The sequence below is a fragment of the Pseudomonas sp. RW3S2 genome (assembly GCF_014268955.1).
Classification (GTDB): domain Bacteria; phylum Pseudomonadota; class Gammaproteobacteria; order Pseudomonadales; family Pseudomonadaceae; genus Aquipseudomonas; species Aquipseudomonas wayambapalatensis.
On the sequence record NZ_JABWRM010000011.1, the window covers coordinates 189,358 to 198,639 of the forward strand.

The window sequence follows — 9,282 nt, forward strand, 5'->3', positions numbered from 1 at the left end:
TTCCGCCTATGGTGATTCAGGATTCTCCGTTGCGCCCCCCTTACCCAGCCAGCACCTGCGCATAACGCGCCCGGTCCACGTTGGCCCCGCTCAACACCACCGCAACCCTCCTGCCCTGCTGGCGTTCGCGCTCCTGCAACAGTGCGGCCAGCGCTGCGGCGCCCGCGCCTTCGGCGGTGTTGTGGGTGGTTTCGTGGTAGAGGCGCATGGCCTGGGCGATCTCGTCATCGCTCACCCGGACGATGCGCGCAGCATGCTCACGCACCAGGGCGAAAGCGTCCGGGTGCGGCACGCGGCAGGCCATGCCGTCGGCAAAGGTGTCGGCGGTGGCCGTGGTGACGATACGCTCCAGCTCGAAGCTCTGTGCATAGGCATCCGCGGCGCAGGACACCACGCCAACGATCTCGGTCCGCAGCCCCAGCAGGTTACGCGCCTGGATCAGCCCGCAGATGCCAGACCCCATACCGATCGGCACATACACGGTGTCGAGGTCCGACACGGCCTCGAACAGCTCCAACGCATAGGTCGCCACGCCGCGCACCAGCTCCGGGTGGAACGAGGGCACCATCCGGTAGCCGCGCTGTTCGGCCAGCTGGGCGGCGTACTCACGGGCCACGTCGAAATCGACACCGTGCTCGATCAGTTCGGCACCCAGCGCACGCATGGCGGCGTTCTTCTCCCGCGAGTTGCCTTCAGGCACCACGATCACCAGCGGCAAGCCTGCCTGGCGCGCCGCCAGGGCCATGCTCTGGCCGTGATTGCCGCGGGTGGCGGTGACCAGCCCCGCAGGCACATCACCGCTGGCCAGCAGCGAGCGCACATAGACCAGCCCGCCGCGCACCTTGAATGCGCCGGTCGGCGCATGGTTCTCATGCTTGACCCACAGTTGGCAGCCGGCCCGCTCGGCGAGCAACGGCCAGACGCGCTGTGGCGTCGCAGGCACATGCTGGTGAACGAAATCGGCGGCTTCGCGCAGGGCTGTGAGGTCGAACATGGCGATCATCCTTCATCGAGGGCAGTTGCGACGATCCTGAGCGCCGGGCATTGTATGGGTCAAACCTTATATTGCATGGGTAGCAATTTCGTGTGGACCCCGGAACTGATCGACGACGCCCAACCCCGCTACCTGGCACTGGTCGATGCCATCGCCGCCGCCATCGAACGCGGTGAACTCAAGGTAGGGGAACGTCTGCCGCCACAACGGCGCCTGGCCTGGAAGCTGGGGCTCAACCCGAGCACCACCCAGCAGGCTTACCGCGAAGCTGCAGCGCGACATCTGGTGGCTGGCGAAGTCGGGCGAGGTACCTACGTATTGGCGGGTAGCAAGGAAGCAACGCTGTTTCGCCTCAAACAGCACGACCGGCATTCGTCGCTGATCGACCTGTCGACCAACGTGCCGGTGGCCGATCCGCACCCGCACGACCTGCAGCACAGCCTCCAGGCATTGCTGCAGGCGGACGACCTCAGCCTGCTCGATCACTACCTCGATCACCACCAACTGATGCTCGGTCGTCTGCACGGCGCACGCTGGCTGGCCCGGCGCGGGCTGACGCTGGGCGCTGACGACCTGCTGCTGTGCGGCGGCGCCCAGCAAGGGCTGGCCTGTGTGCTGCAGTCGCTGTGCCAGCCCGGCGAGGCGGTCATGGTCGAAGCCCTGACCGCACCAGGGATCAAGGCAGCGTGTCGCCAGTTGCGCCTGCCAGTGCATGGCGTGGCCCTGGATCACCAGGGGCTGCGCCCGGATGAGCTCGACCGGGTGACGCGGGCCAGTGGCGCCAGGGTGCTGGTGACCACGCCGACCCTGCACAATCCCACCGGGGCCTGCATGGACGACAGCCGTCGCCAGGCCGTCGCCGAGGTGGTGAAGCGCCACGGCCTGCGGGTGATCGAAGATGATGTCTATGGCGCACTGAGCGAGCGCCCCCCCTTGTACCCCTTGCTCGACGGCCAGGGGATACTCGTCAGCAGCTTGTCCAAGACGGTCGCGGCGGGGCTGCGCCTGGGCTGGATCGCCGCACCGGCGTCAGTGCTGGAACACATCGACCCGCATGCCCGGGCCACGCACTGGCCGGTGTCACCGCTGAACCTACGCATCGCCTGCCAATGGATCGCCAATGGCACAGCCGCGCGGCGGCTGGCTTGGCAACGGGAGGAAATCGGGGAACGCTGGCGCCTGGCGCGACGTCTGTTCGGTGAGGCGATGCGCGCTCAGGATGAGCCCTCGCCACATGTCTGGGTGACCACCCCAGGGCCTGCTGAAGCACTGGTAGGCGCGTGCCGGGCACGTGGGGTCGAAGTAGTACCAGCCAGTGTCTTCGCGGTGGGTGGCGATGAGGTCAGGGCCGTGCGCATCAGCCTGTCGGCCGCCACCAGCCGCGCGCAGCTCAAGCAGGGGCTGGAGGTCGTGCGCGCGGTACTTGGCGAGCTGGCAGGGAGATAGCACTCACCCCTGCTGGCAACCCTCGCCCATGGCTCGGTACTGAATGGTGTGCACCTGACCTTGATGATCTTCATAGGTCATGGTGGCCGGCACCACCTCGCAGACATCGGGGATGGTCGACAGATTGATCACCCGCTTGATATCCAGGTTCATCGAGTAATCGTACTGCACCGGGGGCTGGGGCTGGGTGGTCTTGGCCTCGTCCGCGAGGGCGAGCGAAGACATCCCGACCAATGCAAGAATGAGTAATGTTTTCATGAGTCTGTGGCCTTGAAAGCAATCACGTTGATCGATTGACTTCTTATGCCGTCACTGGCGCGGAGAAGTTGTCATCGTCGGCGATGACACGAAGCACCGATCCCGCATCGTCGTACTGCAGAAGGGATGAGTGAAATTCTACGCCCGCCACCGAATACTTGAACCCTGCAGTCGGATATTCACCCTTGCCAGATTTGCAACAATCTGCGACAAAGCCCCCCATGACCCTGCCCGAATTCCTCCCGCTCTGCCGCTCGCAACGCCGCCTGCTCGACCACTTCTACCGCCAGCACGGCTCGCGCATGCGCGCCAGTGCAGAGGGGCAACTGTGGGTCGCGCGTAATCAGGTCATGGTGGGTGCATTGAACCTGACGCCCGTCGCCGATGGCCACTGGCTGACCGGCCTGTTCGTGGCGCCACAGTGGCGTGGCCAGGGTGTCGCTGCAGGGCTGGTAGGCGCAGCGCTGGCAGACAGCACAGGCCCGACCTGGCTGTTCTGCCACCCCGACCTGCAAAGCTTCTATGCACGCCAGGCATTCACAACGGCGAGCGCCCTGCCCGCCGAACTGGCCTCGCGGCTGGCCCGCTACCAACGCAGCAAAGCGCTGGTAGCGATGGTGTGCGCTCAGTCGTCGGCAACGTCGAGCCCGGGAAACAGCACATCGGTATAGCCGAAGCGGGCAAAATCCAGGATGCGCGATGGGTAGAGCCGGCCGATGAGGTGATCGCACTCATGCTGCACCACCCGCGCATGAAAGCCATCGGCGAAGCGGTTGATCGGGGCACCCTGGGAGTCGAGGCCCTCATAGCGGATGTGCTTGTAGCGGGGCACGACACCGCGCAAGCCCGGCACTGACAGGCACCCTTCCCAACCGTCCTCGAGCTCGGTGGACATCGGGGTGATCAGCGGGTTGAGCAGGATGGTCTGCGGCACGGGCTCGGCGTCCGGATAGCGCTCGCTGCGCTCGAATCCGAAGATCACCAGCTGCAGGTCGATGCCGATCTGCGGCGCGGCCAGGCCGACGCCACCGACGTGGCGCATGGTCTCGAACATGTCGTCGATCAGTTGCTGCAGCTCTGGGCTGCCGATCATCTGCTCGGGCACAGGCGGTGCGATGCGCAGCAGGCGCTCATCGCCCATCTTGAGGATGTCACGGATCATCAGGGGTTCGGCTCACGGGTCTGGGGTTCGGCATGCGCGGGATGCTCATGGCCGAGCACAGTGATGGTCTCCTTCGGCTGCTCGCCGTCGAAATCCTTCTCGCCGGGGTTCTTGCCTTCAGCCGACATGTGCTCGATCACCGCATTCATCTCGGCGCCCAGCAATAGCACGGCGGCGGAGATATAGAAATACAGCAACAGCACGATGATCGCCCCGATGCTGCCGTACATGGCGTTGTAGTCGGCGAAGGTCTTGACGTAGTAGGCAAAGCCCAATGAGGCGATGATCCACACCACCACCGCCAGCACCGAGCCTGGGGTGATGAAGCGGAATTTCTGCTTCACGTCGGGCATCACGTAGTAGATCAACGCCACCGCCACCATCATCAGGATGATGATCGCCGGCCAACGCAGCACGGTCCAAATGGTGACGATCACCTCCTGCAGGCCGACCTGGGCGGCGATCCACTCCATCACCTGCGGCCCCAGCACCATGAGTGCGGCGGCGGCCAGCAGCATGCCAGCGATGCCGATGGTGTAGAAGATCGACAACGGGATGCGCTTCCACACCGGACGGCCCTCGGGCACATCGTAGGCGGCGTTCATGGCGCTCATCATCAGGCGCACACCGGCCGAGGCCGTCCACAGGGCGATGACGATACCCACCGAGAGCAATCCGCCCTTCGATTGCTGCAGTTGGTCGATCACCGGATTGACTTGTTCGAGTGCCTGGGGCGGCAGCACCAGTTCCGATTGCAGGCGCAACCAGGAGAAGAAGTCGGGCAGGTGCAGGAAACCGATCAGCGCGATCAGAAACAAAATGAAAGGGAACAGCGAGAACAGCATCTGGTAGGCCAGTGCCGAGGCATAGGTGGACATCTCGTCATCGAGGAATTCCTTGACGGTGCGCACCAGCACGCGGTGCAGAGGCAGGCCCTGCAGGGCGGGAAAAATCATAGCGTCTCCTTTCGCCGCTTGATCGTCGTGGTTGCAACTGTGCAGACAAGTCTAATAGACCACGCGCACCGCGTACTGCTCACTGGCGAAATCAGGAAAACGGCTACGGCGGACGTTGAGACAAAACGGTAAGGCCTCATGGGCGCAAAACGGCGCGCCCACAAGGCCCTGTGCATCAACCGCGGTTCAAGGCTTTTTCACCGCATCCTTGACCTTGCCCACCGCCTGCTGCCCTTCGCCCTTGAGTTCCTGGGCCTTGCCCTCGGCACGCAGCTTGTCGTTGTCGGTCACTTTACCGACGCCTTGCTTGATGTTGCCAACCGCTTCGTTGACCAGGCCCTTGACTTTGTCTTTAGTGCCGCTCATGGCGAATCTCCTGCAAAAAGAGACACGTGAACCGTGTCGACAAAAGGTGGACCGGTTCGCTTGCGCAAGAGTTTCAACAATTTCTCGGGCACCAAGCCGAACGGCAAACAGCGGGCGAATACCGCACCGAATTGTCCCAGCGCCGCTGCGCACTCGGAAGGCGCAGCTCTAGAATCCGGCCATTCATAAAAACAACAGTTCGTGGAAACCTTGCACATGCGATTGATGCCCCTACTCGCGGCCATGCTGCCGTTACTTCCCCTGCCCGCCCTCGCCGCCGCCCCGACCACCGTGCAAACCTTGCGGGTCGAGCGCTACACCGACGACGACCAACCCGGCACCCTGCGCTGGGCCCTGGAAACCAGCAACCGCAACCCCGGCCACTACCGCATCGACATCGCCGCGGTCGGCGAGCCGCCCTACGTGATCCGCCCGAGCCGGCCACTGCCTGAAATCAAAGGCCCGGTACGCATCACCGGCCTGGCCTGGGCACGTGACGGCCAGTACATCGCCATCGACGGCGCCGGCTATATCAAGGACCAGGGGGTACGCACCTGCCCAGGCGCCCTGCCCGGCCAGTTCGGCACCAATGTGCGCACCACCACCAACCCCGGCCTGGTGCTGCGCGACACCCAGGGCGTGCACCTGAGCGGCCTGGAAGTGCGCAACTTCTGCATCGGCATCCTGGTCAACCGCGCCAGCGGCAACGTGATCGAAGAAAACCGCATCGTCGCCAACAAGGGTGGGGCCGGGATCATGCTCACGGGCGATGACGGCGCGGGCAACCCGACGGCCACCACCACACTCAACAACAAGGTGCTGCGCAACCAACTGATCGACAACGGCGACGGCCTGGAGCTGACCCGCGGCGCCGCGTTCAACCTGGTGGCCGACAACCTGTTCCGCTCCACCGACGCCAACCCCGAGCCTTCCCAGGGCATCGAGATCCTGCTGGGCAACGACAACAGCGTGGTGCGCAACCGCTTCGAGAACTACTCCGACGGCCTGCAGATCAACTGGGGCAAGCGCAACTACCTGGGTGCCAATACCTTCACCGGCAACTCCATCGGCATCAGCGTGACCGGCGAGGGCAACATCCTCGACGGCAACCTGATCCACGGCAACCGCATTGGCGTGGCCCTGCGTCCGGAGCCGGAAGTCACCGCCACCCGCGTCACCGCCAACCGTATCTGGGGCAATGGCCTGGATATCCGGCGCTGCGAAGCGGGTGGCTCGTGCGTCGCGAACCAGCGCACTGGCGCGATCATCTTCGGTGTGCCGGCCCAGGCCCACGCGCTGTACGTCGGTTCGCGCGGTGTCGGCGCGGAACTGGCGAAAAAGGACCAGGCGATCATCTGCGATGGCAGCGGCCAACCCCAGCCGTGCCAGCCGCTGCCCAATCACAATCAGCAGGCGCCGCGTCTGATCGGGCTGGCCGGGCAGATGCTGCAAGGTGAAGTGCAAGGGCCGGCATCCAGCCTGCTGCGCATCGAAGTGTTCGGCAATGCGGCGGCGGATGGGCGGGAGGCGGAGCAGTATCTGGGCGAGGTGCTGGTCGCCAGCGATGCCCAGGGCAAGGCACGGTTCGAGAAGAGGCTGGACGGCGGTGACGGCTTGAACAGCTTCACCGCGACGGTGACCACAGCCGATGGCGCGACCTCGGAGTTGAGCCAGCCGTTGCGGCGCTGAAGCTCAGGGCCTCTTCACGGGCAAACCCGCGAGGAGGCCGACCCAACCCACCCCACAACCCTTGCCGCGCCCCGCGCCACCCCGCACAATGTCAGGCCTTTCTGGCGTCAACCCGCAGGAACCTGCATGAAACTCGACAAACCCACCGCCATCGCCCGGCGCAACCAAGCGCTGAACCGGCCGGTGCTAGACCGCGACAACACCCTGTTCGCCATCCTCGACAAGAAACGCAACCTGTGGTGGTTCGAGGTGCCGGTGGCATTGCTGCGCAAAGGCCAGCCCGATTGGGTCAACCTGCTGCTGCACTCCCCGGAAACCGACGAACTGCAGCACTTGAAAGTGCCGGTCAACTTCCTGCGCGCGCATCAGGAACAGATGGAAGTCCGCCACCCCGGCAAGCGCCGCTCGACCATCAGCCTGGCGCTGAGCGCCGACCGCGACTCGCTGCTGCGCGACACCCGCCCAGGCGGTGAGCAGCTGGACTTCAGCACCTTCGTGCAGGCCTGATCAGGCCCGCTCGATGCGATCGTCATGGATGACGATCAGCCCCTGCTTGAACAGCCCGCCAATAGCCTTCTTGAAATTGCCCTTGCTGACGTTGAACAGCTTGGCGATCACTTCCGGTGCGCTCTTGTCGCACACCGGCAGCACGCCTCCGGATTCGTCCAGGCGCTTGAGGATCTGCTCCTGCAGGCTGTCGGCCAAGGCCGCGCCCACCGGCTGCAGACTCAGGGCGATCTTGCCGTCGTGGCGCACTTCCTTGATGAAGCCCTTCTCGTGCATGCCCGAGCGCAGGAACTTGAACACCTCGTTCTTGTGGATCAGGCCCCAGTGGCGGTTGTTGATGATCGCCTTGAAGCCCATTGGCGTCTCGCCCGCCACCAGCAACTCCACCGGCTGGCCCGCCTTGTAGTCGGCAGGGGTACGGTCGAGGTAGCGGTCCAGGCGCGCGGTGGCGGTGATGCGTCGGGTGCGCTTGTCGAGGTAGGCGTGCACCACGCAGTAATCGCCGATCTTCAACTGCTTCGCCTCTTCCGAGTAGGGCATCAGCAAGTCCTTGGACAGGCCCCAATCGAGGAAGATGCCGGCACCGTTGATGTCCTTGACCTTGAGACTGGCGAACTCACCGACCTGCACCTTGGGTTTCTCGGTGGTGGCGATCAGCTGGTCTTCGCTGTCGAGGTAGATGAACACGTTCAGCCAGTCGTCGAGCTCGAGCTCAGCGTCCTTGGGGAAGTAGCGCCTGGGCAGGAGGATCTCGCCGTCGGCGCCGCCGTCCAGGTAAAGACCGAACTCCACGTGTTTCACGATTTGCAAACTGTTGTAACGCCCAAGCAGAGCCATTTCCGATGTTCCTCAAGACAAGGCGGCTATTCTACACCTGAAGCTGCCCGGCTGCCCGATCCGTGGGAACCGCCGAGCGCGGCGCGTATCTATTGCCTGGCAAGCAACCTGCAAGGATTCGCTCATGCCTGTCCGTCTGCCCAGAGCCCTGCTACTCATTCTCGCGTTTGCCCTTACGCTCGCGGCCTGCAGCCGTATCGACCTCGCCTACCGCAACCTCGACCGGCTGGTGCCCTGGTCGCTGGGCGACTACCTGGACATGAATCGCCAGCAGAAGGCCCTGCTCGACGAACGGCTCAAGGAACACCTGGCCTGGCACTGCAAGACACAGCTGCCCGGCTACCTCGACTGGCTCGACAAGGTGCGCCTGATGGTTGCCAACCAGACCGTGACCGACCAGGCCCTGCAGCAGCGCACTACCGAGGCGCGCCAGGCCATTGGCCGGGTCGCCGAAGAAATCACACCCTCCGCGACCGAATTGCTGCGCGGCATGAGCGACGCGCAGGTCGCCGAAATGCGCAAGGCGTTCGATGACGACATTGCCGAACACCAGAAACAGTATGTCGACACTCCGCTGCCCAAGCAGATCCAGGCGCGCGCAACGCGCATGGAAAAACGCCTGACGCCGTGGCTGGGCGAACTCAATGCCCGCCAGCGCCTGCGGGTGATGACCTGGTCCCAGGCCCTCGGCGATCAGAACAGCGAGTGGATCGCCAACCGCCAAGCCTGGCAGCAGCAGTTGGTGCTGGCCATGGAGCAACGCCGCTCGCCAGCGTTCGAGCCGCGCCTGGCGCAGCTGCTGCAGCGCAAGGAGAGCCTGTGGTCACCGGCCTACCGCATGGCCTTCGAGAACACCGAACTGCAGGCACGCAGCCTGCTGGTCGACCTGATGCAGCAGAGCAGCCCGGCGCAGCGGCAGTTCCTGCAGGATCGGCTGGCCAAGGTACGTCGTGACTTCAGTGAGCTGAAGTGCCTCAAGGGGTGAGGGTCGGGGTGGCCTTTTCGCGGGCAAGCCCGCTCCCACAAGCCCCCACTGCCCTTGAGTTCAGTGGGGGCTTGTGGGAGCG

The 9,282-nt window shown here is 64.4% G+C and carries 11 protein-coding genes; 5 read left to right on the forward strand and 6 right to left on the reverse strand.

Features of this window, described 5'->3' with window-relative positions:
* Positions 1-40: 40 nt before the first annotated feature.
* Positions 41-994 carry a threonine dehydratase gene (locus HU748_RS17455; RefSeq protein ID WP_186721246.1) on the reverse strand — a complete coding sequence of 318 codons (954 nt, stop codon included), beginning with the start codon at positions 992-994 and terminating at the stop codon, positions 41-43.
* A 75-nt stretch (positions 995-1,069) separates the two neighbouring features.
* On the opposite strand from HU748_RS17455, the gene HU748_RS17460 reads away from it, so the two are divergent.
* The gene (locus HU748_RS17460; RefSeq protein WP_186721248.1) at positions 1,070-2,440 is read left to right on the forward strand and encodes a PLP-dependent aminotransferase family protein; all 1,371 of its coding nucleotides are present in this window, start codon (positions 1,070-1,072) and stop codon (positions 2,438-2,440) included.
* A 3-nt stretch (positions 2,441-2,443) separates the two neighbouring features.
* Here HU748_RS17460 and HU748_RS17465 read toward each other — a convergent pair whose 3' ends face one another.
* Entirely contained in the window at positions 2,444-2,698 is a 255-nt protein-coding gene (locus tag HU748_RS17465) for a DUF2790 domain-containing protein (RefSeq protein WP_065861450.1), read from the reverse strand.
* Between the two features lie 221 nt (positions 2,699-2,919).
* Between HU748_RS17465 and HU748_RS17470 the strand changes: the two genes are divergently transcribed.
* Complete coding sequence (locus tag HU748_RS17470; RefSeq protein ID WP_186666892.1) at positions 2,920-3,369, forward strand: GNAT family N-acetyltransferase; 450 nt, start codon at positions 2,920-2,922, stop codon at positions 3,367-3,369.
* Here HU748_RS17470 and def read toward each other — a convergent pair.
* The 3 genes from def to HU748_RS17485 all read right to left on the reverse strand — a co-directional run bounded on the left by def (position 3,324) and on the right by HU748_RS17485 (position 5,182).
* Entirely contained in the window at positions 3,324-3,860 is a 537-nt protein-coding gene (def, locus tag HU748_RS17475; RefSeq protein ID WP_186721250.1) for a peptide deformylase, read from the reverse strand. The two genes, HU748_RS17470 and def, sit on opposite strands and share 46 nt — an antisense overlap.
* A complete protein-coding gene (locus HU748_RS17480; protein ID WP_186666894.1) occupies positions 3,860-4,816 on the reverse strand; it encodes a YihY/virulence factor BrkB family protein in 957 nt (318 codons plus the stop codon). Before HU748_RS17480 ends, def begins: the two co-directional genes overlap by 1 nt.
* 186 nt (positions 4,817-5,002) lie before the next feature.
* Positions 5,003-5,182, reverse strand: coding sequence for a CsbD family protein (locus tag HU748_RS17485; protein ID WP_186711549.1), 180 nt, complete (start codon positions 5,180-5,182; stop codon positions 5,003-5,005).
* Between the two features lie 216 nt (positions 5,183-5,398).
* Between HU748_RS17485 and HU748_RS17490 the strand changes: the two genes are divergently transcribed.
* Together HU748_RS17490 and HU748_RS17495 are read left to right on the forward strand one after the other, a co-directional pair.
* Complete coding sequence (locus HU748_RS17490; protein ID WP_186721251.1) at positions 5,399-6,871, forward strand: right-handed parallel beta-helix repeat-containing protein; 1,473 nt, start codon at positions 5,399-5,401, stop codon at positions 6,869-6,871.
* A 126-nt stretch (positions 6,872-6,997) separates the two neighbouring features.
* The gene (locus HU748_RS17495; protein ID WP_186666897.1) at positions 6,998-7,378 is read left to right on the forward strand and encodes a hypothetical protein; all 381 of its coding nucleotides are present in this window, start codon (positions 6,998-7,000) and stop codon (positions 7,376-7,378) included.
* Here the strand turns inward: HU748_RS17495 and HU748_RS17500 are convergent, their stop codons facing one another.
* Positions 7,379-8,215 (reverse strand): S1-like domain-containing RNA-binding protein, encoded by an 837-nt coding sequence (locus HU748_RS17500; RefSeq protein ID WP_186721253.1) that lies wholly within the window; start codon positions 8,213-8,215, stop codon positions 7,379-7,381.
* Between the two features lie 124 nt (positions 8,216-8,339).
* On the opposite strand from HU748_RS17500, the gene HU748_RS17505 reads away from it, so the two are divergent.
* Positions 8,340-9,200 carry a DUF6279 family lipoprotein gene (locus tag HU748_RS17505; RefSeq protein WP_186721255.1) on the forward strand — a complete coding sequence of 287 codons (861 nt, stop codon included), beginning with the start codon at positions 8,340-8,342 and terminating at the stop codon, positions 9,198-9,200.
* Positions 9,201-9,282 lie beyond the last annotated feature (82 nt).